General features: G+C 64.1%; 24 protein-coding genes. 15 read left to right on the forward strand and 9 right to left on the reverse strand.

The features are described 5' to 3' along the window. Positions 1 to 91: 91 nt before the first annotated feature. The gene (locus tag U1737_RS16985; RefSeq protein WP_332797584.1) at positions 92 to 985 is read right to left on the reverse strand and encodes a LysR family transcriptional regulator; all 894 of its coding nucleotides are present in this window, start codon (positions 983 to 985) and stop codon (positions 92 to 94) included. Positions 986 to 1,131: 146 nt separating this feature from the next. Here U1737_RS16985 and U1737_RS16990 point away from each other — a divergent pair, with 146 nt between their 5' ends. Beyond that, complete coding sequence (locus tag U1737_RS16990) at positions 1,132 to 1,851, forward strand: pirin family protein (RefSeq protein WP_248522882.1); 720 nt, start codon at positions 1,132 to 1,134, stop codon at positions 1,849 to 1,851. Between the two features lie 125 nt (positions 1,852 to 1,976). Continuing rightward, positions 1,977 to 2,579, forward strand: coding sequence for an NAD(P)H:quinone oxidoreductase (gene wrbA, locus U1737_RS16995; RefSeq protein WP_332797585.1), 603 nt, complete (start codon positions 1,977 to 1,979; stop codon positions 2,577 to 2,579). Positions 2,580 to 2,630: 51 nt separating this feature from the next. Here the strand turns inward: wrbA and U1737_RS17000 are convergent, their stop codons facing one another. After that, complete coding sequence (locus U1737_RS17000) at positions 2,631 to 3,896, reverse strand: arsenic transporter (protein ID WP_332797586.1); 1,266 nt, start codon at positions 3,894 to 3,896, stop codon at positions 2,631 to 2,633. A 477-nt stretch (positions 3,897 to 4,373) separates the two neighbouring features. On the opposite strand from U1737_RS17000, the gene U1737_RS17005 reads away from it, so the two are divergent. Further along, positions 4,374 to 5,669 (forward strand): MFS transporter, encoded by a 1,296-nt coding sequence (locus U1737_RS17005; RefSeq protein WP_332797587.1) that lies wholly within the window; start codon positions 4,374 to 4,376, stop codon positions 5,667 to 5,669. 145 nt (positions 5,670 to 5,814) lie between these two features. Here the strand turns inward: U1737_RS17005 and U1737_RS17010 are convergent, their stop codons facing one another. Then, a complete protein-coding gene (locus U1737_RS17010; protein WP_248522886.1) occupies positions 5,815 to 6,693 on the reverse strand; it encodes a LysR family transcriptional regulator in 879 nt (292 codons plus the stop codon). Between the two features lie 93 nt (positions 6,694 to 6,786). Between U1737_RS17010 and U1737_RS17015 the strand changes: the two genes are divergently transcribed. From U1737_RS17015 to U1737_RS17040, 6 genes are read left to right on the forward strand one after another with little or no spacing between them, the layout of a single operon-like run. Beyond that, the gene (locus U1737_RS17015) at positions 6,787 to 7,956 is read left to right on the forward strand and encodes an isovaleryl-CoA dehydrogenase (RefSeq protein ID WP_332797588.1); all 1,170 of its coding nucleotides are present in this window, start codon (positions 6,787 to 6,789) and stop codon (positions 7,954 to 7,956) included. After that, positions 7,956 to 9,551 (forward strand): carboxyl transferase domain-containing protein, encoded by a 1,596-nt coding sequence (locus tag U1737_RS17020; RefSeq protein WP_332797589.1) that lies wholly within the window; start codon positions 7,956 to 7,958, stop codon positions 9,549 to 9,551. The genes U1737_RS17015 and U1737_RS17020 overlap by 1 nt, the downstream gene beginning before the upstream one ends. 5 nt (positions 9,552 to 9,556) lie before the next feature. Next, the gene (locus U1737_RS17025; protein WP_332797590.1) at positions 9,557 to 9,832 is read left to right on the forward strand and encodes a barstar family protein; all 276 of its coding nucleotides are present in this window, start codon (positions 9,557 to 9,559) and stop codon (positions 9,830 to 9,832) included. A gap of 2 nt (positions 9,833 to 9,834) precedes the next feature. Further along, positions 9,835 to 11,688 carry an acetyl/propionyl/methylcrotonyl-CoA carboxylase subunit alpha gene (locus U1737_RS17030; protein WP_332797591.1) on the forward strand — a complete coding sequence of 618 codons (1,854 nt, stop codon included), beginning with the start codon at positions 9,835 to 9,837 and terminating at the stop codon, positions 11,686 to 11,688. Beyond that, a complete protein-coding gene (locus U1737_RS17035) occupies positions 11,688 to 12,140 on the forward strand; it encodes a MaoC family dehydratase (RefSeq protein WP_332797592.1) in 453 nt (150 codons plus the stop codon). Before U1737_RS17030 ends, U1737_RS17035 begins: the two co-directional genes overlap by 1 nt. Beyond that, positions 12,137 to 12,988, forward strand: coding sequence for an HpcH/HpaI aldolase/citrate lyase family protein (locus tag U1737_RS17040; RefSeq protein WP_332797593.1), 852 nt, complete (start codon positions 12,137 to 12,139; stop codon positions 12,986 to 12,988). The genes U1737_RS17035 and U1737_RS17040 overlap by 4 nt, the downstream gene beginning before the upstream one ends. Positions 12,989 to 13,052: 64 nt before the next feature. On the opposite strand, the gene U1737_RS17045 is transcribed toward U1737_RS17040, so the two are convergent. Next, entirely contained in the window at positions 13,053 to 14,129 is a 1,077-nt protein-coding gene (locus U1737_RS17045) for an oxidoreductase (protein WP_443027146.1), read from the reverse strand. Positions 14,130 to 14,803: 674 nt separating this feature from the next. Here U1737_RS17045 and U1737_RS17050 point away from each other — a divergent pair. Together U1737_RS17050 and U1737_RS17055 are read left to right on the forward strand one after the other, a co-directional pair. Continuing rightward, positions 14,804 to 14,947 carry a hypothetical protein gene (locus U1737_RS17050; protein WP_332797595.1) on the forward strand — a complete coding sequence of 48 codons (144 nt, stop codon included), beginning with the start codon at positions 14,804 to 14,806 and terminating at the stop codon, positions 14,945 to 14,947. A gap of 151 nt (positions 14,948 to 15,098) precedes the next feature. Next, positions 15,099 to 15,284, forward strand: a complete 186-nt coding sequence (locus U1737_RS17055) for a hypothetical protein (RefSeq protein WP_332797596.1) — start codon at positions 15,099 to 15,101, stop codon at positions 15,282 to 15,284. A 130-nt stretch (positions 15,285 to 15,414) separates the two neighbouring features. Here the strand turns inward: U1737_RS17055 and U1737_RS20770 are convergent, their stop codons facing one another. Further along, positions 15,415 to 15,930, reverse strand: coding sequence for an SH3 domain-containing protein (locus U1737_RS20770; protein ID WP_443027147.1), 516 nt, complete (start codon positions 15,928 to 15,930; stop codon positions 15,415 to 15,417). Between the two features lie 317 nt (positions 15,931 to 16,247). On the opposite strand from U1737_RS20770, the gene U1737_RS17060 reads away from it, so the two are divergent. Further along, positions 16,248 to 16,682, forward strand: coding sequence for a hypothetical protein (locus U1737_RS17060; protein ID WP_443027148.1), 435 nt, complete (start codon positions 16,248 to 16,250; stop codon positions 16,680 to 16,682). Between the two features lie 40 nt (positions 16,683 to 16,722). Here U1737_RS17060 and U1737_RS17065 read toward each other — a convergent pair whose 3' ends face one another. After that, positions 16,723 to 16,911: a hypothetical protein gene (locus tag U1737_RS17065; protein WP_332797597.1), complete on the reverse strand. Its 189-nt coding sequence runs from the start codon at positions 16,909 to 16,911 to the stop codon at positions 16,723 to 16,725. Between the two features lie 282 nt (positions 16,912 to 17,193). Continuing rightward, the gene (locus tag U1737_RS17070; RefSeq protein WP_332797598.1) at positions 17,194 to 17,799 is read right to left on the reverse strand and encodes a hypothetical protein; all 606 of its coding nucleotides are present in this window, start codon (positions 17,797 to 17,799) and stop codon (positions 17,194 to 17,196) included. Here U1737_RS17070 and U1737_RS20775 point away from each other — a divergent pair. The 3 genes from U1737_RS20775 (at position 17,746) to U1737_RS17080 (ending at position 19,442) form a co-directional block, all read left to right on the forward strand. Then, complete coding sequence (locus U1737_RS20775) at positions 17,746 to 18,135, forward strand: GAF domain-containing protein (RefSeq protein ID WP_443027151.1); 390 nt, start codon at positions 17,746 to 17,748, stop codon at positions 18,133 to 18,135. The genes U1737_RS17070 and U1737_RS20775 overlap by 54 nt on opposite strands. A gap of 46 nt (positions 18,136 to 18,181) precedes the next feature. Beyond that, positions 18,182 to 18,571: a DUF6894 family protein gene (locus tag U1737_RS17075; protein WP_332797599.1), complete on the forward strand. Its 390-nt coding sequence runs from the start codon at positions 18,182 to 18,184 to the stop codon at positions 18,569 to 18,571. 235 nt (positions 18,572 to 18,806) lie between these two features. Next, positions 18,807 to 19,442, forward strand: coding sequence for an SOS response-associated peptidase family protein (locus U1737_RS17080; protein WP_332797600.1), 636 nt, complete (start codon positions 18,807 to 18,809; stop codon positions 19,440 to 19,442). A 21-nt stretch (positions 19,443 to 19,463) separates the two neighbouring features. Here U1737_RS17080 and U1737_RS17085 read toward each other — a convergent pair whose 3' ends face one another. Beyond that, positions 19,464 to 19,808: a hypothetical protein gene (locus U1737_RS17085; RefSeq protein WP_332797601.1), complete on the reverse strand. Its 345-nt coding sequence runs from the start codon at positions 19,806 to 19,808 to the stop codon at positions 19,464 to 19,466. A gap of 64 nt (positions 19,809 to 19,872) precedes the next feature. Then, complete coding sequence (locus U1737_RS17090) at positions 19,873 to 20,424, reverse strand: ion channel (RefSeq protein WP_332797602.1); 552 nt, start codon at positions 20,422 to 20,424, stop codon at positions 19,873 to 19,875. Positions 20,425 to 20,527: the final 103 nt, after the last annotated feature.

The following is a 20,527-nucleotide window of genomic DNA, read 5'->3' on the forward strand; positions in this document are numbered from 1 at the left end:
ATCGGGTCGCGTCTGGGTGTTCCGCGCGTCAGGGCGAGCCAGGACCGAGACGAATCCTGCTACCCCAAACCCAAGGGCTATTATGCCGCCTTCAGAGCGGGTCCCGGAGCCGCCTCGTCAGGAATTCGATCAGCGCCTCGACACGGGCAGGACGCAACGGACTGGGCGGGGTCAGAAGATGCAGCCCGATCGGGGCGGGGGCCCATTCGGGCAGGATCGTCGTGAGAGCCCCGGTCGCCAGGTACGCATCGATAATGAAATCGGGCAGCCGCGCGATCCCGAGCCCGGCGACCAACGCCGGTACGATCGCCTCTCCGCTATTGGCGGTCAGCGGCCCTTGCGCGCGAACCGAAACCTCCGCGCCGCCGGGACCTTGAAAGCGCCAGGGCCCGACGACGTTGGAATAGCCGAACAGCTTGTGCTCGCCGAGTTGCGCGGGATGCGTCGGTGTACCGTTGGCCTCGAGATATCGCGGCGCCGCAACGAGATGCGCCTGGATCGTACAGAGCCGGCGCGCGCGGAGCGAGCTGTCGGGCAACTCGGCGATACGGAGTGCGATGTCGAACCCTTCGGCGACGATATCGACACGCGCATCGGACAGATGCAGATCGACCTCTATTCCCGGATGTGCGGCGAGGAATTCGGCGAGCAGCGGTGCGACGTTCTTGATCCCGAAGCTCATCGGCGCAGCAAGGCGGACACGACCGGTGGGCGCACTCGCGGCGTCGTTGGCGGACTCTTCGGCAAGCCGGGCCTCGGCGAGGATACGGCCGGCATGCTCGGCAAGAGGTTTACCGGCCTCGGTGAGGGCGAGACGGCGCGAGGTGCGGTGGAACAGCGACTGGCCGAGATGCGCTTCGAGCCGCGTAATCGCCTTCGACACGGTCGCCTTGCTCAATCCGATCGCGTCGGCAGCGGCGCTGAACGAGCGATGCTCGACGACGCTCGCGAAGATCGCCCAGGCTTCGAGATCGGGCAGGCGCATAAGGGGAGCTCCTTCATTGTATTCTCCCCCTTGCGGGGAGGATTACATACAGCCGGTACGCTAGCAGCGAAACGATCGGTTTCCAGCGTTTCTATTTACGTCTTGATCCACGCGCTTATCTTGGCGTCAACCAGTGGAGACATGTCATGACGACGACGACCTTGAGTAAAGTTGAACGCCGCTCCTTCGAAAGCCTGGGCCATGCCGATCACGGCTGGCTGAACGCGCGGCACCATTTCTCGTTCGCCAGCTACTATGACCCCGCGCGGATGGGCTGGGGCGCGATCCGGGTGTGGAACGACGACCAGATCGCCGCGAATTCGGGCTTCCCGCCGCACCCGCATCAGGACATGGAGATTATCACCTATGTCCGCAGCGGCGCGATCACCCACCAGGACTCGCTCGGCAACAAAGGGCGTACCGAGGCCGGCGACGTCCAGGTGATGAGCGCAGGCACCGGCGTCCGCCATGCCGAGTATAACCTCGAGCCCGAGACGACGACGATCTTCCAGATCTGGATCGAGCCGTCGCGCAAGGGCGGTTCGCCGAGCTGGGGTGCCAAGCCGTTCCCGAAGGGCGAGCGCTCCGGGCAGTTCGTAACGCTTGCGAGTGGGTTCGAGGGTGACGTCGATGCATTGCCGATCCGCGCGAATGCCCGGGTGTTGGCCGCTACGCTGAAGGCCGGGGATAGCGTCGACTATGCGATAGACGACGGCCGCCACGTGTATCTGGTGCCCGCGACGGGCGCGATCACGATCGGCGACGAAGCCTTTGGCGCGCGCGACGGAGCGGCGCTGCTGGGCGGCCAGACGGTGACGATCACGGCACAGGATGACGCCGAGATCGTTCTGGTAGACTCGGAGTAAGCGTCCCGCGGCGACCTTTACCGTCACCCCAGCGAAAGCTGGGGTATCTCGGTTCGAGCCGCCGCACCCGCCCCATAAAGACCCCAGCGTCCGCTGGGGTGACGGACTTTCCAGGAGACTGACAGATGACCAAGGTTCTCGTGCTGTATTACTCGTCCTACGGCCATATCGAGCAGATGGCGGACGCCGTTGCCGAAGGCGCGCGCGCCGGTGGTGCCGAGGTGGACATCCGCCGCGTCGCCGAAACCGCACCGCAGTCGGTGATCGAAGCCGCGCATTTCAAGACCGACAGCGCGCATGCAGAGATCGAAGGCCCCGCCGCGTTGGAGCAGTATGACGCGATCATCGTCGGCGCACCGACCCGCTTCGGCCGGATGCCCGCGCAGATGGCGCAGTTCTGGGACACGACCGGCGGCCAGTGGTTCTCCGGCGCGTTGATCGGCAAGGTCGGCGGCGCCTTCACCTCGACCGCGAGCCAGCATGGCGGCCAGGAAACGACGTTGTTCTCGATCATCACCAACCTGATGCATCACGGGCTGACGATCGTCGGGCTCGACTATGGCTTCCAGGGGCAAATGGGCGTCGACGCGGTCAAGGGCGGCTCGCCCTATGGCGCGACCACGCTGTCGGATGGCGACGGCAGCCGCCAGCCGAGCAAGGACGAGCTCGACGGCGCGCGCTATCAGGGCAAGCGCATCGCCGAGACGGCGGCCAAGCTTAGCGCCTGATCCGACACACGACGCGGGTGGCAACGCCCGCGTCGTTTCGCGTGCGAAGGATCAGCCGATCAGCAACCGCATCCCGAGCGCGGCGAACAGGGCCGGCGGCATGACCACCGCCCCGACCTTCAGGAAGCGCCAGAACCCGACATCCTCGCCCTCGCGACGGATTGCGGTGAGCCACAGGATCGTCGCCAGCGAGCCGGTGATCGACAGGTTCGGCCCCAGGTCGACGCCGATCAACAGCCCGTCGGTGACGATCTGCGGAACATGCGCCTGATCTAGCGTCGTGCTTGCGATCAGCCCGGCGGGCAGGTTGTTCATCAGGTTCGACCCGAAGGCGAGGATCGTCCCCGCAATCCCGGCTGTTGCCACGGGCGAATTGGCGGCACCGGCGGCCAACCACCGGGCGAGCATCGCGATGACGCCGGTGCTCGCCAGCGCCTCGACCAGCACGAACAGTCCGGCGACCAGCGGCAGGACCGCCCATGATACCGACTGCACCGTCGAGACCGGCGACTTGCGACCACCGATGCAGATCGCCGCAGTCGTCGCGATACCCGCCAGGCACGTCGGCAGGCCCAGATCATAGCCGCGCGCCGATGCGACGATGAGGAGCACCGCGGTCGCGACGATCCCGCCAAGCGCGACGATCCCGCCACGCGGCAGCGTCATCGCCGTCACCTCGGTTTCGCACGTGCCGTCCAGCCGCTCCCGCTCGACCCAGCGCAACATCAGGAACGTCACGCCGATCGCCATCACCGACGGCAGCGCGAACGACGCCATCCACGCGCCGAGCGTCGGCATCTGGCCACCGTAAAGCACGAGGTTGGCAGGGTTCGAGATCGGCAGCACGAAGCTGGCGGCATTGGCGATCAGCGCGCAGGCGAACAGCATCGGCAACGGATCCGCCTTCGCCTTCTTCGCGGCGGCATACACCGCCGGGGTCAGCACGACGGCGGTCGCGTCGTTCGACAGGAAAATTGTCACGACGATGCCGACACCGAACACGAGCGCGAACAATCGGTTGGTCGATCCTCTCGCCATCCGGACGGCCTGCACCGCGACCCAGTCGAACACCCCTTCCGCCCGCGCGACTTCCGACAGCAGCATCATGCCGATCAGGAAGAGATAGACGTCGCTGCCCTTCAATACCGCGGCCCACGCTTCGCCGATCGGCAACAGGCCGAACACGACGAGCACGAGCGCCCCGGTCACCGCCCACACCGCTTCAGGCAGCTTGAACGGCCGAGCAATCACGCCGAACGTCGCGATGAAACAGACCGCCCAGATCGCGTATCGGGCCGCTATGTCGGGGTGAGTCACGTCACGGCTGTCCCGTCCGAAAATTTACGCTGCGCCGTCACTGGAACCCGCGAATTGGTGACACGGATCACCGGCCGAGGCCATTCTTGTCGGGGCCCCGCTGCGCACCGTCGATGCCGCGCTCTGACGGCTGGTCCCTGTGCTTTTGCACAACGGCTGCGAGCGCACCAAATCGTGACAGCCTATCGTACCCATCGGCTTCGTCGATATGCAGGTCGCTAGAGTGAATCCACGTCAGGCATCCTGCCATTATAGTTTATTCCAAGTCGTTTCGATCGGTCGCAGCCAAGCGCAAGGATAGGCGCTTGGTTCCGTGACATTTCTTTCATGATTTCATCCTGAACCCGCTCGTTCAGTTTCGGTTTAACCTTGGAGATCATTAAGAAAACTCCGATCGTATATATTCCCCGGTGCTGGAAACTTTGCCGCTGGCCAGCTCTTTAGCGCTCGACGAATAGCGACGTATAGGGACTCCTGATGGCCACAATCGCGGACAGCGCGCCCAAAATCGCCGGTGGAGGCCGACAGTCGAGAAACGTCCCGACGCGCACGCTCGACGCGCTCAACTTTTTCCTGGCCGACGTCCGCGACGGTCTTGGACCGTATCTGGCGATCTATCTGATCGCGGTGCGAGGGCCGGCGCATGGCTGGAACGAGGCGACCGTCGGTGCGATCCTGACGATCGCCGGGATCGTCGGGCTGATCTCGCAGACCCCCGCGGGCAGCCTGATCGACCGCGCCAGGAACAAGCCGCGGATCGTGATGATCGCCGCGTTGCTCGTCACGCTCAGCAGCATCTCGTTGCCGATCGTCAGCGGCTTTACCGCGGTTGCCGTCACGCAGTCGATCGCGGCGATCGCCGGCGCGGTGTTCGCGCCCGCGATCTCGGCGATCACGCTTGGACTGGTCGGACCCAAGCTGTTCGCCAAGCGAGTCGGCCGCAACGAAGCGTTCAATCACGCGGGCAACGCGGTCTCGGCGGCGCTGGCAGGCGTGCTGGCCTGGAAGTTCGGCCCGGTCGTGGTGTTCTGGTTGATGGGCGGGCTGACCGTCGCAAGCATCGCGAGCGCATCGCGGATCAAGAACGACGACATCGACAACGCGGTCGCGCGCGGGCTCGATTGCGAACCGGACGAGGCCGCCGCGGACGACGACGCCTCCGATTGCGAGCAGCCGAGCGGCTGGAAGACGCTGCTGGAAAACAAGCCGTTGATGATCTTCGCGCTCGCTGCGTTCCTGTTCCACCTCGCCAACGCGGCGATGCTGACCTCGGTCAGCCAGCTTCTGGCGCGCACCGTCGGCAAGGATCTGGCGACCTCGCTCACCGCCGCATGCATCGTCGCAGCGCAGCTGGTGATGGTGCCGGTCGCGATCGTCGTCGGTCGCAACACCGAGCGCTGGGGGACCAAGCCGTTGTTCCTGGTCGCCTTCGCGTTCCTCGCCGCGCGTGGCGCCCTCTACACCGTGTCGGACGATCCGTGGTGGCTGGTCGGCGTGCAGGCGATGGACGGCATTGGCGCAGGCATTTTCGGCGCGCTGTTCCCGGTCGTGATCGCCGACCTGACCAAGGGCACCGGCCGCTTCAACGTCAGCCAGGGTGCGGTGGCGAGCGCGCAGGGGCTGGGGGCGGCGCTGTCGGCGACGCTTGCCGGCGCTATCATCGTCTGGGCCGGCTACACCGCCAGTTTCCTGACGCTGGCGACCATCGCGGCACTGGGGTTGGGCCTGTATGCGCTGGCCATGCCCGAAACAAAGGACAAAGGCACGGCCTGATCCCCAAGGGCTTCACCTTTGGAAATGCGCTCCAACGGTGACGTTTGCGCAGTATTCGGAGGGGAGGGGCTCTGGACGGACGAACGTCGTGGGAGGCGAGCATCGCGAGCAGCGGGTCGTCGGCCTCGAACTGCACGCGGTGGCATCAGGAGACCTCGTCGGGATGTATCGCCGCGACCAGCGCGGCGAGCGTCGGCGATTGGGCAAGCTCGTGCGGGTCGGCATGCGGTGCGAAGACGAGACCGATATCGCGGGTGAAGTCGAATCCTTCGAGGTGTGCGTGGACGATTCCGGGCTCGCTGAAACAGTCCGGCATCACGGTGACACCCAGGCCGGCGCGGACATAGCTCAGCGCCTTGTCGTCGCTGGTCGTGCGCGATGCGAACACCGGGCGCACGCCCCGCGTCGTAAAGAAGCGGCTGGTCTCGGGCAGCAGTTCGCAGTGGCGACGGACGATCATCGGATCGTTGCCGAGTTCCTCCGCGCGGATCACGTCGCGACCCGCGAGCGGGTGCGACACGCCTAGCGCAAGGCTGTAGCCTTCGGTGAAGAGCCGCTGGCTGGCGTAATCGTCGCCATCGCGGAGCAGCATCAAGGCGACGTCGATCCGGCCGCGCGCAAGCCGCTCGCGCAGGTCGCGCTCCTTGCCCTCGACGATCTCGATCTGGCTGCCCGCGCCGCGCGACCGATGCTCGCGCAGGAAATCCTCGATCCAGCGGCGTGGCGTCGTCGCGAGCACGCCGAGCCGCAGCGTCTGCTGGGTCGGCGTGCCAATCACCTCGCGTTCGGCAGCGGCGAAAGTCGCCTCGATCGTGCGGGCATGGGACACCAGCCGCGCGCCTGCGTCGGTCAGCGCGACGCGTCGATTGGTGCGGTTGAACAGCGGGTGGCCCAGCGCGGTTTCGAGCTTGGCGATCCCGACCGACAGGGTAGGCTGCGACACGTTGCAGGCCGCGGCGGCACGCGAGAAATTGCCGGTATCGATGACGGATAGGAAATACCGCAGATGATAACGATCGATCATAGACATTATCTATAGCGTTGATCGCGATCTTTCAATTTTCCAGCGATCGAGCGATCCCGTAGATAGTCGGCAAAAGATCGACAGGAGATGATGATGGCAGACCTGAATTTCGGGCTCGGCGAGATGGCCGACATGATCCGCGACACCACGCGGCGGTTCGCACTCGACCGGATCGAGCCAATCGCGGCGCGCATCGATGCCGAGGACACTTTTCCCCGCGAGCTATGGCCGGAAATGGGCGCGCTCGGGCTCCATGGCATCACCGTCGAGGAGGCTGATGGCGGCCTGGGGCTCGGCTATCTCGAGCATCTGATCGCGTGCGAGGAGATCAGCCGGTCGTCCGCATCGGTCGGGCTCAGCTATGGCGCGCATTCGAACCTGTGCGTCAATCAGATCCGCCGCTGGGGGACGCCTGAGCAGAAGGCGAAATACCTGCCCAAGCTCATCTCCGGCGAGCATATCGGCAGCCTTGCCATGTCGGAAGCGGGTGCGGGCTCGGACGTCGTGTCGATGAAGCTGCGCGCGGACAAGGTCGATGGCGGCTGGCGGCTGAACGGCACCAAGTTCTGGATCACCAACGCGACCTATGCCGACACGCTGGTCGTGTACGCCAAGACGATACCCGACGCCGGATCGAAAGGCATCACCGCGTTTCTGATCGAGAAGGATTTCGCCGGCTTCTCGATCGGGCAGAAGATCGACAAGGTCGGGATGCGTGGGTCGCCGACCGCCGAACTCGTGTTCGACGATTGCTTCGTGGCGGACGAGCAGGTGATGGGGCCGCTCAACGGCGGCGTCGGCGTGCTGATGTCGGGGCTCGATTACGAGCGCGTGGTGCTGTCGGGCATCCAGCTCGGGATCATGCAGGCCTGTCTCGACGTGGTGCTGCCCTATGTGCGCGAGCGCAAGCAGTTCGGGCGGCCGATCGGCGAGTTCCAACTGATGCAGGCGAAGATCGCGGACATGTACGTCGCGCTCAATTCGTCGCGTGCGTACGTCTATGCGGTCGCCAAGGCGTGCGACGCGGGTCAGACGACTCGGTTCGATGCCGCGGGCTGCATCTTGCTGGCGTCCGAGAACGCGGTGAAGGTCGCGAACGAGGCGATCCAGGCGCTGGGCGGGGCGGGCTATACCAAGGACTGGCCGGTCGAGCGCTATTGGCGCGACGCCAAGCTGCTCGATATCGGTGCGGGGACGAACGAGGTCCGCCGGATGCTGGTCGGGCGCGAGCTGATCGGTCACGACGCGCCTAAGGCCCAGTAATGCCGACGCTCACGACACAGGTCGATGCGACGTCCGAAGCGTTCCAGGCGGACGCGGCGCATAACCGGGCACTAGCGGAGACGCTGCGCGCGACCATCGCGAAGACCGCCTTGGGTGGGTCGGAACAGCATCGTGCGCGGCACGTGTCGCGGGGAAAGCTGCTGCCACGCGACCGCGTCGAGCGGTTGCTCGATCCGGGTTCGCCGTTCCTGGAGGTCGGTGCGCTGGCATCGAACGGCATGTACGACGACGGCGCGCCCGGTGCGGGGATGATCGCCGGGATCGGTCGCGTGTCGGGGCGCGAGTGCATGATCGTCGCGAACGACGCCACCGTGAAGGGCGGCGCCTATTATCCGATGACGGTGAAGAAGCATCTGCGCGCGCAGGAGATCGCGCGCGAAAACCGGCTGCCGTGCATCTATCTGGTCGACAGCGGCGGCGCCAATCTGCCGCATCAGGCGGAGGTGTTTCCCGACCGCGATCACTTCGGCCGGATCTTCTTCAACCAGGCGCAGATGTCCGCCGAGGGCATCGCGCAGATCGCATGCGTGATGGGCAGCTGCACCGCGGGCGGCGCCTATGTGCCGGCGATGTCGGACGAGAGCGTGATCGTCCGCAACCAGGGGACGATCTTCCTCGCCGGCCCGCCGCTGGTGAAGGCGGCGACGGGCGAGGTGATCTCCGCCGAGGAACTGGGCGGCGCGGAAACGCATGGCCGCAAGTCGGGCGTGGTCGATCATGTCGCGGAGAATGACGAGCACGCGCTGCTGATCGTCCGCGATATCGTCGCGACGCTCAACCGTCCGAAGTCCGTCGACATCGAGATCGCCACCCCGCGCGCACCCAAATACGATCCGGCGGAGCTGTACGGCATCGTGCCACAGGACGTTCGCGCACCGTATGACGTGCGCGAGGTGATCGCGCGGATCGTCGACGGCTCGGAGTTCCACGAGTTCAAGGCGTTGTACGGCACCACGTTGGTCTGCGGGTTCGCCAAGATCTGGGGCATGCCGGTTGCGATCCTCGCCAATAACGGCGTGCTGTTTTCCGAATCCGCTCTGAAGGGCGCGCATTTCATCGAACTCGCCTGCCAGCGCCGCGTGCCGCTGCTGTTCCTCCAGAACATCTCGGGATTCATGGTCGGCGGCAAATACGAGGCGGAGGGGATCGCCAAGAACGGCGCCAAGCTGGTGACCGCGGTGGCGACCGCGTCGGTGCCCAAGATCACCGTGCTGATCGGCGGCAGCTTCGGCGCGGGCAATTACGGGATGTGCGGGCGTGCGTTTGCCCCGCGTTTCCTGTTCACCTGGCCCAATGCGCGGATCTCGGTGATGGGCGGCGAGCAGGCGGCCAGCGTGCTGGCGACCGTCCACCGCGATGCGGACACCTGGACGCCGGAGCAGGCAGAGGCCTTCAAGGCGCCGGTCCGCCAGAAATACGAGGACGAGGGCAATCCCTATTACGCCACCGCGCGGCTGTGGGACGACGGGATCATCGATCCCGCGCAGACTCGCGACGTCCTTGGCCTAGCCCTTTCCGCCACGCTGAACGCGCCGATCCCCGAGCGCGCACAGTTCGGCCTGTTCCGGATGTGATGGGCATGGACCTGACCATCGACGGTGCCTCGATCGCCGACGAAGCCGCCTTCCATACGCTGATCCGCGAGGCATCGGGCGTTGAGTGGTATGGCGGCAGTCTCGACGCACTGTTCGACCTGCTCGTAGCAGTCGTCGCGCCGCCGATCCGCCTGCACATCGTCAACGCCGCAGCGGCGCGCGCGACGATCGGCGCGCGGTTCGATCGCATCGTCACCGTCATCCTGGACGCGGTCGCCGAACGTGGCACCGACGCTATCGCCTTGCGACTGGAAAGCTAAGCATGATCCAGAGTCTCCTTATCGCCAATCGCGGCGAGATCGCCCGCCGCATCATCCGCACCGCACGGCGGCTCGGCATCCGCACCATCGCGGTGCATTCCGACGTCGATGTCGGCATGCCGTTCGTCCGCGAGGCCGACGAAGCGGTATGCATCGGTACCGCGGCGGCTACCGACAGCTATCTGCGGCAGGACCGCCTGCTGGAGGCGGCGCGCACGACCGGCGCAGAGGCGATCCACCCCGGCTACGGCTTCCTGTCGGAGAATGCCGAGTTCGCCGAGAGCGTGCTCGCCGCGGGTCTCGTCTGGGTCGGCGCGCCGCCCGCCGCGATCCGCGCGATGGGGCTGAAGGACGCCGCCAAGGAACGGATGATCGCTGCGGGCGTGCCCGTCACGCCGGGTTATCTCGGCGCGGACCAGACGCCCGAGCGATTGCAGTCCGAAGCCGAAGCGATCGGCTATCCGGTCCTCATCAAGGCGGTGGCGGGCGGCGGTGGCAAGGGCATGCGCAAGGTCGATGCCGCGGCCGACTTCGCCGAGATGCTGGAGAGCTGCAAGCGGGAGGCCGCGTCGTCGTTCGGCAACACGCAGGTGCTGATCGAGAAATACATCCTCTCGCCGCGGCATATCGAGGTGCAGGTGTTCGGCGATACGCACGGCGGCGCGGTCCATTTGTTCGAGCGCGACTGTTCGCTGCAACGCCGCCATCAGAAGGTGATCGAGGAAGCGCCCGCACCCGGCATGGACGACGCGACGCGGGCCGCGGTCTGCGAGGCGGCCGTGAAGGCGGCGCGCGCAGTCGACTATGTCGGCGCCGGAACGATCGAGTTCATCGCCGACGGATCGGACGGCCTGCGTGCCGACCGGATCTGGTTCATGGAGATGAACACCCGGCTCCAGGTCGAGCACCCGGTGACCGAGGCGATCACCGGGCAGGATCTGGTCGAGTGGCAGTTGCGCGTCGCGAGCGGCGAACCTCTGCCGAAGCGACAGGACGAACTGTCGATCACCGGCTGGGCGATGGAAGCGCGGCTCTATGCCGAGAACCCGAGCACCGGGTTCCTGCCATCGACCGGCCCGCTCGACCGGCTGCGCTTTCCCACCGGTGTCCGCATCGATAGCGGCGTCGAGGAAGGCGGCGAGGTTACGCCCTATTATGATCCGATGATCGCCAAGCTGATCGTCCACGGCACAACGCGGCGCGAAGCTGCAGGCAAGCTTGCGGCGGCGGCGCGCGGTACGCAGGTCTGGCCGGTGCGGACCAACGCCGCGTTTCTCGCGCGTGCGGCGGCGCATCCGGATTTCGTCGCGGGGCGGGTCGATACCGGGTTCATCGAGCGTCATGTCGATGCGCTGATCCCGGCGGCCGAGCCTTCGCCGGCCGTACTGGTGGCGGCAGCGGCGGCTATCCTGCCTGCCGTGACCGGCGATCCCTGGACCAGCCTGCGTGGGTTTCGCACCAATGCCGCGTCTTCTTCGCAGATCGCGGTCGAGGTCGGGGGCAAGCCGTATCTCGTCACCGGCGACCAGGCGTCGGCGGCGGTCGTCGCGGACGACGTGCTGTTCCTTGACGGCGAGGCCTGGCCGTTCGGTCCGCGTCGTGCCGACCATATCGCTGGCGCGGGTGAAGGCGACGGCGCGATCCTGGCGCCTATGCCGGGCCGCGTCATCGCGGTGCTGGTCGAGGCCGGGCAGGCGGTGACCAAGGGTCAGCGGATGCTAGTGCTGGAGGCGATGAAGATGGAGCAGGCGTTGCTGGCGCCGTTCGATGGCGTCGTCGCGGAACTGAAGGTAACCGAAGGCGCGCAGGTATCCGAAGGCACGATGCTCGCGCGCATCGATAAGGGGAGCGAATGATGGCCGGGCGTTTCTACGACAATTGGACGGTCGGCGACACGATCGTCCACGAGATCCGCCGCACCGTGACCGAGACCGACAATCTGCTGTTCACGGTGATGACGCACAACCCGCAGCCACTGCATCTCGACGCCGAGGCGGCGCGCGCGAGCGAGTTCGGGCAGATCCTGGTCAACGGCACCTTCACGTTCGCGCTGATGGTGGGGCTGTCGGTGGGGGACACGACGCTCGGCACGCTGGTCGCGAACCTCGGCTACGACAAGCTCGTGATGCCGAAGCCGGTGTTCATCGGCGACACGTTGCGCGCCGAGACCGAGGTGCATTCGCTGAAGGAAAGCCGGTCGCGACCCGATGCGGGGATCGTCACGTTCGCGCACCGCCTGCTCAACCAGCGCGACGAGGTCGTGTGCCAGTGCCTGCGCAGCGCGCTGATCAAGCGGTCGCCGGCATGAGGCTGCGATCGTTGCTGTTCGTGCCGGGCGATCGGCCCGAACGGTTCGACAAGGCCGCGGCCAGCGGTGCCGACGCGCTGATCCTCGACCTCGAGGATTCTGTGGCGGCATCGGCCAAGGATGCGGCGCGGGCGGCGGTCGCGGCGCGATTGCGGGCGGAGCGTGGCGGGGTCGCGGTGTTCGTGCGGATCAATCCGCTCGATACCGACCTGAGCATTGAGGACCTGTCGGCGCTGCACGGCCTTGCGCCGGATGCGATCGTTCTGCCCAAGGCGGAAGGGGCGGCGAGCGTTCGCCTGCTCGCGGAGCGGCTGGCTAAGTCAGGGATCGATGCGCCGATCCTGCCGATCGCGACCGAGACTCCCGCTGCGATCTTCCAGCTCGGCAGCTATGCCGGGTGCGGGGTGCCGCTGGCCGGGCTGACCTGGGGGGCGGAGGACCTTCCCGCCGCGATCGGTGCGGCAACCTCGCGCGAGGATAATGGCCGATACACGGCGCCGTACGAGATGGTGCGCTCGCTCGCGCTGTTCGGCGCGCATGCGGCGGGCGTACCGGCGATCGAGACGGTGTATCCCGCGTTTCGCGACGTGGCGGGACTGGAAGCCTATGCGAAGCGCGCCGCGCGCGACGGCTTTACCGGCATGATGGCGATCCACCCGACGCAAGTGGCGACGATCAACGCCGCCTTCACGCCCGACGCCGCGCAGATCGCACACGCCCGCGCCATCGTCGCCGCGTTCGCCGCGCAGCCGGATGCGGGTGCGTTGCAGGTCGATGGCCGGATGGTCGACGCGCCGCATCTGAAACAGGCGCGTCGGATCCTGGAGCGGGCTGGGGAGACGCCATAGCGAGGGCTTGGCGGATGACTGCACCGTGATCGCCGCGCGTTTGTTCGCGCCGGATCTGGCTTGGTCAGGTGGGTGAGCGCGTTTTGAAGGCTCCCAAAACCAGTTTAGCGGCCTCTCGCTCCGCGTCGGTCAGCGGGACTGCGACGGTCGTCCCCGACGACGCGGATATTCGGACGGCCACGACGACCGCCATACAGGCGAGCGCCTCGATCGGTTCGACCGGGTTTGGGCCGCGGCCTGACACTGCAGCGGCGATACCGTCGTAATAGGCGCGTTGGTCGCCCGCCAACGCTGGACACGCGCGAACTTCCTCCGGGTGGTAGATCATCAGGGGATCGGGATCTTCGCCCCAGTGCGGTGCTCCGGGTCGCATCCCCGCAATCAGTTGTTCCTCCTGACGGTCTGCAAGCCGTTTCGTGATGCTGCCGGCGGTACCATGGACGGTGAAGCGCTGGGTACCGCCGGCCGCCAGCATGATCGCCTGCAGCACGACCCGACGGTCGCCATAATCGAGGACCGCGTGCGCCCAGTCGTCGGTCACGGCGCCGACGCGCTGTGCCGAGAGCGATCCTCGTATCCGGTCCGGCAGCCCGAAAAGCTGAAGCGCTTGATCGACCAGATGGGGCCCGAGATCGAACCAGACGCCGCTGCCGACGCCGGCATTTTCCCGCCAGCGATCGCGGACCAAAGGGCGGTAGCGATCGAAATGCGATTCGAAATGCGTGACATCGCCGACGACGCCCTCTTCGATCGCCGCGCGGATCGTCAGGAAATCGCTGTCCCAGCGCCGGTTGTGAAACACCGAAAGCAGTACGTCGCGCTGCGCCGCCAACGCGACCAGGTCGCGTGCCTCGTCGAGATTCAGCGTAAAGGGCTTGTCGACGACGACATGCTTGCCTGCCGCTATCGCCGCACGGGCAAGCGGCGCATGCGTGTCGTTGGGTGTCGCGATGACGACCAGGTCGATGTCGGCAGCGGCGATCAGCGACTGCGGATCGGCATGAATGACGATCTCTGCAAAATCTGCACGGACCTTTGCCGCGTCGCTCGACGCGATCGCCGTCAGGACGAGGTTGGGTTCGGCCATGATCAAGGGCGCATGGAAGGTCTTGCCGGAAAACCCGTATCCGATGAGGCCCACGCGTATTGCCGGGAAAATAGCATGATGCTGGTCTGACATCATAATGACCTCACCATATCGTTTTGTGTGACAGCCGTATCGGCCCGAAGAGATGATAACCGAGGCCGGGCTTTACCGGCCCGCTCGTCTGCGTCGCTGTGACGTGTCTTACGCCAAGGGCTGCGTTAGCCAAGACCGCGTCATCGCGATTCGGCTCCAGCCATCCCGTGTCCTGACCCATCGCCTCGGCGCGCCTATGCCGACGTGACTAGACCAGGGGATTGGCAAGCCGTGCCCGCGCTCAGAAGTCGGGAAATGGGCTGGGTGGATAGGGCCCGACCATCAAATCTGACACTTCGGCAGATTATGGTGACCCCTACGGGAATCGAACCCGTGCTTCAGCCGTGGAGGCGTAATCTCGTTTGTTATCAACGCCAGTTGCCCGATCGCGCCGCATTTTCAGCGCAATAGATATCAATGGGTTAGGTGGGCGAGGGCATCGGCTCGGCCGCCGAGCGACCTCTTTCGCGGTCCGGATGTCTGCGATCCGACGACCGAACGACAGCGCAAAAGTCTGCTGAAAAAACAGGACCAAAAGCAGTTCAGCGACGCTCTCGGCAAATAGTATAAATCGCAGCCGTCGTCGCGCATTCATACCATCGACACCATCAGGTTCTGGCAGGTATGCTGACCTTATGAGCCACGAAGCCCCATTAACGGCCCAAGATCTGAAGGACGATTTGGAGATTTTGCTTCAACTCGCGGACCAGCTTGGCTTAACGGTCGTCGGTGCGTTGCTCGCTTCAGCAATCGACGTGATCCCAATTGTTAAACATTAGGGTTTGCAATTCGGCGGCTTCGCGGAGCGACAACTTAGCGGCTAGGTTTTGATTTCTCGGTGACTGGCTTGTCAGGCTAGGACCTGATCGCCACAGCCGGATCTGCAAATTTGCCGGCGCTGCTTATCGCGCGCTGATCCGGATATATAAAATGACCCCTGCCGAAACCTACCGCGCGAACGCGACTGCCCAGCGCGAGGCTGCGGCGGCAACATCGCTAGCTAACCGCCGCGCTATGCATGAGCGCTCTGCCGAAACTTGGGACGCGATGGCCAAGGCAACCGAAGAAACGGCGGCGCGTGCGGTCGTCAACGCGGCTGCCAAGTCAGGTCACTGATGCAACGCTGGTGTAGGTCGACCAAGACGCCAGTCATGGCCAACAGGCCGCCCGGTGATCGGTAAGCCAATGCAGATGGCGGCGAGCAAGCCGATCTCTACCAACGATGCGTAATGCTGTCGGCGCGTGGTCAGACACCGTATCGCTTGTTGCCGCCGCTAGTGATGCAATACCGCCCACCACGCGGCCCAACGCAGATGTTGCGCCCAGAGCAGGGGCAAGATCCGCCACCATAGTTGTAGCCAGGCGCACTTCGAGCGCGGTTCTTTCGCCGGGTCGAACGATGAGGCGTGCTGGACCAGAACGAAGATCGGTGACTAGGGCGGGTGATGCGTTCGCTGTTCGTGTTGGCGCTACGGCTCACAGCACGGGTCTGCCGCAGGCTTGCGCGGTTAGCCTCCGCAGTGCTGTGCGCGCCGAGATAACGGGATGCTACCCAGCAGCTTCGCGGCGCATGGCGGATCAGCGACCAATCATCTTGGCGCCGTTCTACGGGCACTTCGGTGCCGGCTGATATTCGGGCGACGATCCGTGCAGTGGCCCGAGGCTGGTTCCGGCAGTTTACGTTGCTCGTCACAGTCGTGGCGCTTGCGGTTCCGGAAATTAGGCCGAGGACGATCACCAAGCATCTCATAATACCGCGCATTCATCCCTCCTGTGTTTATCAAGCATCCGCTTGGATCGCGTAAGCCGCGCGCACTCATCTAATGTCAATCGGCGATGCTTATTGCATCCATTTTGAGTACGTATTTGTCGTTGACCCCGAAGGACTTGATCGACAAGCTTCGAACGTCGGCCTGGGGAGGCCGAATCAGGAGGGGTTATCTTATGAAATTTACAATTGGCGCGCTCGCGTGCGCGCTTACTGTCGTTGTGCCTACGGTTCAGGCGCAGACCGGTCCAATCGCGACCGCGGCTACTACGTCGGGAACGCTCCGTGCCGGCACTTCGGTTCCGCTGAAAATGGCTGAGGGCCTTACGACGAAGGGCAAGAAGCTTAAGGTCGGCCAGCGTTTCCAAATGGAGACTGCAGAAGCCGTCACCGTCGACGGCAACGTCGTCATCCCGGCTGGTAGCCCTGCGACTGGCGAGATCACCGAAGTTCGTAACAAGGGCATGTGGGGCAAGTCCGGCCGCATCAACGGGCGCGTCCTGTACGTGCGTGCGAATGGCCGTCAGATCCGCATGAGCGGCTCGATCGACGATAAGGGAAAGACGGGGACTGCCGGCGTTGTCGGCGCTGTGGCGCTGCTTCCTGTTGCAGGTTTCTTCATGACCGGCACCAGCGCAGAAGTACCGCTCGGGGCTCCGGTGACGGCGTTTATCGACGAAGACGTATCGGTGGCTGTGGTACCGGCTACTATGCCGATGGTCGTCACCGCGCCGGCGAAAAACTGAAGTAGCGAGCGCGGGTATTATCGCCCGCGCTCGTCTCACCTCAGACTGGCTTGGCACCAGCCGTGCCACATTTCGCGAACTTGCCATTCGCGCTCTTGCACCGGACCGTCTTCGTCGGCGCCTTCGGACACTTCGTGAAGCGGCCCTTGGCGTCCTTGCACGGCGCAGCCATCGAGGGCGCCCCGACGAGCAACGACAGCGAAGCGGCAGCGAACAGCAGTTTACGCATCTGGCATTCTCCTGCCCGAGGACCGGGCCGGGCAAAATTGCGTCGTGCTAACCTTCCGGTCAAGTCACCTACCGCACCAACAAGTTCTGGAGTTCGCATCCCTGCTCGGGGTTACCAAGCTCAGAGTTAGTCCCGTCTCGGTAACATCAAACCCAATATCCTGGAGGGCGAGCAAGAGATGAATGCGGGTTAGGTGATCAGGTTCGGAAAAAGAAAACTCACGCTGTACCAAAAACATCGGTCTCGAACCGTTCGGCGGGCGGGCCGTTCCACTCCGCTTCGCTATTCGGGGCCGTCTGCCCCGGCATGCCGACCAACCGACGCTAAGGCTACGTCCTGCGCGGTGGCGCAGCCGCGCGCGAAGCATTTGGTAAGGCGTTCGTCGAGGCACTTATTTGCCGTCCACCCGTTGCCCTTATCCACGCCGGGAGACGAGTGTTGACGAAAGACCGTATTGTCGCAGTGGGCCTGCTGACCCAGCGCGATCTCGATGTCCTCGGTACGGGTTTCCATCGACTGTTCTCCGTCGACGCCGACGATGATGACGACAACGGATTCGCTGATCTCATCGCGCAGCTCGACAAAATCGAAGCCATCACGCCCGACCCGAACGCCCCCCAATCGGTAAAGCAGCACATACGCCGTTTTCGCTAGGGCAAAAAACGGTCCCACTGTCCGAGGGGGGGGGGGGGGGGATTCGTCAGAGCTGCCTTGCTGCGCTAGAGAGACGGCAGGGGACAGCTTATGGTTGATGAACGTGGGTCGGACGTCGCTCGTGATGGCGACGATGAGGCTATCCGGCGTGTTCTTGTTGAAGTGGCATCTCTGACTGGCATGGGCTTTGTCGCGGTTGCCCAGATTGCGGATACGCGCTGGATCGCATGCCATATATTGGACCAGATCGACTTCGGGATGTCGCCAGGCGATGAGCTGCGTGTCTCAACGACCATCTGTAACGATATACGGGAGTCGGGGAACGCCGTCGTAATCGGCGATGCGTCGAGCGAATCTCAGTGGAACACCCATCCTGCACCGTCGCTTTATGGTTTCCGAAGTTATGCGTCAGTCCCAATAATTCTGCCAGACGGCTCGTTCTACGGCACGCTATGTGCGCTGGATTCGCAACCGCGTCTGTTAGCCGCTCCCGGAGTCGTCCCGGCGCTTCATGCATTCTCCGTCCGCGTCGCAGATATACTTTCCCGACGCCAGCTACCGTCGGAGTGAACTCATTTGGCCTTTCGCGGCAATCATAACCGGAGCGAAGGTAGAGATGGTTCTGACACGTGCTGATCTGCGGCAGTACAATGTCTCACAACTTGACGGTACTAAGATCACCACGGCTGCGTTGGCGATGAACAGGAGAATTGCCGTGCCCCGTTTCTATTTTCATACCGAAACCGACGTACGAACGACCGATGATGAGGGGATGGAGTTTCCGGGGTTCAAGGAGGCGCGTCGAGAGGCAATCCGGACCTGCGGCCAGATGATGCAGGACGCGCCCGAAGTATTCTGGGGCTCCCGGCCTTGGAACGTATCGGTGACGGACGCAGACGGTTTAATCATGTGGGAGATCTACGTCGATGGTCAGACGTCTGCGGCCGGGCGATCACTTGAGCCGGAGCGTAATGCCAGCGGCCATTCCGGAATCATTACGCCGTGAGCAACGAGGCGAGCGCTAGCACAGTCGAGCGGGCGTTTCAGTTGGCGCGGACGGGAGCATGTCACTCAGTCGTTGAGATTCGGCGGCGGTTGCATGCCGAGGGGTATGATGGCGTTCATGGCCATCTCAATGGTTCGACCATACAGCGTCAGTTGCGCGAGGCTTTAGCGGCGCGAGGCATTTCGCCTGGCGCTGGCGATGCTGAGGCAGACACGGAATGAAGCGAGCTTAGATTATGTGTAACCGAGCAAGGTTCGACGGCGAGCCGGAGACCATCACCGAAAGGTTTGGTGCGGAATGGCTTGTTCAGAAGCCGATGGACAACCGTTTCAATCCCGTCGAGCTGGTCCCGCGCAGCCGAGCTTATGTGATCCGGCGGGACGGCAAGGCTAACAGTCTCGATGTCATGAGCTGGGACCTGCTTGGCAATGGCGCAGCCTATCCAATCACGAATGTCCGCGACCTGAAACGTTGGCGGCCGCGGCTTGAGAAGCCCGAAGGTCGATGCCTAATCCCGCTGACGGAGTTTTGCGAGTGGACGCCTGAGAGCTTTAAGGTGGGAGAAGGGCGCCCGATCAAGGGCGAAATGTGGTTCGGCGTGTCTGATCAGAGCGTATTCGCTGTAGCCGGTGTCTGGCAGCAGTTGGGCGCGAAGCGATGGTTTGCGATGCTGACGTGCGATCCGAATGAGCTGGTCGCGCCAATCCACCCCAAGGCAATGATCACGGTCCTGCATCCGGACGATCACGAGCGGTGGCTGACCGGCAGCTATGACGACGTTCTGTCGTTGCAGCGACCATATCCGGCCGACCAGATGACAGTACGCGGGCCGGTGTTTCCGACACGCACGCCGACGCCTCGGTTGATCTGAGCATGGTCAGCTTGGTCCGGCCTAAGTTTTAGCCAGACCAGGTTTGGCCGGGTCGACCTTCACCTCCGTGTCGCTGGCTTCGAAGCGGATCGTCCAACGGGGATACCCTCCCGGCGAAACTTCGATGTCAGGCAGGCCGATCGGATCGGTTCCGGTTTCCACCCAGCCAGCACCGTGGCACCGATCGCATGCCGTTCGCTTGCATCGGAAGCTGACGAGATCGATCTCGGTATTCCACTGCCCGCGGCCTTTGCAGACCGGACACATCGCATCAAGGCTGCCATTGCGTGGCTGAAGCGGCACGACATCGAACGCGTGGGGGCTGTCGGGTCCGTCGCAGTAAACGATATTGCTGGCGTGGGGCATGCGATCTCATTTCTCAGTTTTGTACTTTAACGCCGTGTTTCGTCGTCCAGGTCCCGTTATCTCGTCATCTGCCTTCGGAAAATTCGTCTCCTCTATCGCCGTCTGAATGTCGCTCATCTTCCGCCCAGGGTGTCAGGGCCAGCCGCTGCCGGAACTCATCCAGGCATTGGGCTCGGCGGGTCGGCTCCTCATCGTGCAAGTAGCGCCTCATGTCGGCCTCAAGTCGGGCTGCAGCGGCAAAGCTACCGTCTTTGGTGGAAGTTATCATTCCCCGTATCGCCGCAATGTCTTCCTTCAGCTGCTCCTGCTCACCGTGAGTGAATGCGTCACTGTCTACGATCAGCTTGGCCGACATGATCGCCGTCATCATGGGGAAGGCGAAACCTGGACCGAAGTGCATGAGAAAGAGCGCTACGGCCCGACCGGTCTTCGTGACGGGGTAGATGTCGCCATAGCCCGTGGTTGTTGCGGTGGTGAACGCCCACCAGAATGAGTCGACCGCGTCATACTTACCCTCGGCAATCTCGAAAATGATCGCTGATGTAGTCACGGTGACGAAGTAGATTACCGCGACGAGGAGAAACGATCGGCCCATTAGCGATGCGAGTTTCTTCATAGCCCACCCTCGTTGGCGCCCGCCCCCGGACCACTGCGGTGAAGCGTATCGCTGTTCGCGCCATTGATCCACCAATGTCGTGCACGTGCGCTTGAAGGGAGTG

Source organism: Sphingomonas fucosidasi (genome assembly GCF_036663855.1).
GTDB lineage: Bacteria > Pseudomonadota > Alphaproteobacteria > Sphingomonadales > Sphingomonadaceae > Sphingomonas > Sphingomonas faeni_B.

Excerpts from the sequence above, each read along its gene's own strand:
- U1737_RS17030 (WP_332797591.1), top strand. The coding sequence starts at position 9,835 with ATGATCCAGAGTCTCCTTATCGCCAATCGCGGCGAGATCGCCCGCCGC.
- U1737_RS16985 (WP_332797584.1), bottom strand. The coding sequence starts at position 985 with ATGCGCCTGCCCGATCTCGAAGCCTGGGCGATCTTCGCGAGCGTCGTC.
- U1737_RS17070 (WP_332797598.1), bottom strand. The coding sequence starts at position 17,799 with ATGGCATGCGATCCAGCGCGTATCCGCAATCTGGGCAACCGCGACAAA.
- U1737_RS17060 (WP_443027148.1), top strand. The coding sequence starts at position 16,248 with ATGGCTGAGGGCCTTACGACGAAGGGCAAGAAGCTTAAGGTCGGCCAG.
- U1737_RS16990 (WP_248522882.1), top strand. The coding sequence starts at position 1,132 with ATGACGACGACGACCTTGAGTAAAGTTGAACGCCGCTCCTTCGAAAGC.
- U1737_RS17015 (WP_332797588.1), top strand. The coding sequence starts at position 6,787 with ATGGCAGACCTGAATTTCGGGCTCGGCGAGATGGCCGACATGATCCGC.
- U1737_RS17025 (WP_332797590.1), top strand. The coding sequence starts at position 9,557 with ATGGACCTGACCATCGACGGTGCCTCGATCGCCGACGAAGCCGCCTTC.
- U1737_RS17055 (WP_332797596.1), top strand. The coding sequence starts at position 15,099 with ATGACCCCTGCCGAAACCTACCGCGCGAACGCGACTGCCCAGCGCGAG.
- U1737_RS17005 (WP_332797587.1), top strand. The coding sequence starts at position 4,374 with ATGGCCACAATCGCGGACAGCGCGCCCAAAATCGCCGGTGGAGGCCGA.
- U1737_RS17040 (WP_332797593.1), top strand. The coding sequence starts at position 12,137 with ATGAGGCTGCGATCGTTGCTGTTCGTGCCGGGCGATCGGCCCGAACGG.
- U1737_RS17065 (WP_332797597.1), bottom strand. The coding sequence starts at position 16,911 with ATGCGTAAACTGCTGTTCGCTGCCGCTTCGCTGTCGTTGCTCGTCGGG.
- U1737_RS17050 (WP_332797595.1), top strand. The coding sequence starts at position 14,804 with ATGAGCCACGAAGCCCCATTAACGGCCCAAGATCTGAAGGACGATTTG.
- U1737_RS17075 (WP_332797599.1), top strand. The coding sequence starts at position 18,182 with ATGGTTCTGACACGTGCTGATCTGCGGCAGTACAATGTCTCACAACTT.
- U1737_RS17035 (WP_332797592.1), top strand. The coding sequence starts at position 11,688 with ATGGCCGGGCGTTTCTACGACAATTGGACGGTCGGCGACACGATCGTC.
- U1737_RS20770 (WP_443027147.1), bottom strand. The coding sequence starts at position 15,930 with ATGCGCGGTATTATGAGATGCTTGGTGATCGTCCTCGGCCTAATTTCC.
- U1737_RS17090 (WP_332797602.1), bottom strand. The coding sequence starts at position 20,424 with ATGAAGAAACTCGCATCGCTAATGGGCCGATCGTTTCTCCTCGTCGCG.
- U1737_RS17010 (WP_248522886.1), bottom strand. The coding sequence starts at position 6,693 with ATGATCGATCGTTATCATCTGCGGTATTTCCTATCCGTCATCGATACC.
- U1737_RS17085 (WP_332797601.1), bottom strand. The coding sequence starts at position 19,808 with ATGCCCCACGCCAGCAATATCGTTTACTGCGACGGACCCGACAGCCCC.
- U1737_RS17080 (WP_332797600.1), top strand. The coding sequence starts at position 18,807 with ATGTGTAACCGAGCAAGGTTCGACGGCGAGCCGGAGACCATCACCGAA.
- U1737_RS20775 (WP_443027151.1), top strand. The coding sequence starts at position 17,746 with ATGGGCTTTGTCGCGGTTGCCCAGATTGCGGATACGCGCTGGATCGCA.
- wrbA (WP_332797585.1), top strand. The coding sequence starts at position 1,977 with ATGACCAAGGTTCTCGTGCTGTATTACTCGTCCTACGGCCATATCGAG.
- U1737_RS17020 (WP_332797589.1), top strand. The coding sequence starts at position 7,956 with ATGCCGACGCTCACGACACAGGTCGATGCGACGTCCGAAGCGTTCCAG.